Origin of the sequence: Chryseobacterium sp. SIMBA_038, assembly GCF_046535115.1 — a bacterium.
Lineage (GTDB): Bacteria > Bacteroidota > Bacteroidia > Flavobacteriales > Weeksellaceae > Chryseobacterium.
Map to the genome: position 1 here is coordinate 1 of NZ_JAWRXH010000307.1, position 254 is coordinate 254.

Below are 254 nucleotides of genomic sequence, written 5' to 3' on the forward strand. Positions count from 1 at the left end.
GCAGCAACTGACTCATCAGCGTATACGCCTGGGCGTCGTCGTTCCTCGGACGGTAGTGGTTCAGCGCGCGTTGCGCGCCGAGCAAATCGCCCGTCTCCAACAAGTCTTCGACCTGCGTGAGACTCTCGATCGTTTCGTGCGTTGTTACCATGCTGTGCCCCATCGTTTTGCTGATTAATTGAATTGCGAGGCGAGCACCGCGCCCATCAGCGCGCCAACCAGCCAGCCCACCGATCGCCCGAGCCACACCGCCG

General features: G+C 61.4%; 1 protein-coding gene. It reads right to left on the reverse strand.

The genetic code is table 11. The features are described 5' to 3' along the window. The coding region (locus tag SB689_RS23675) for a hypothetical protein (protein WP_410694484.1) at positions 1-254 on the reverse strand (254 nt) is incomplete at both ends.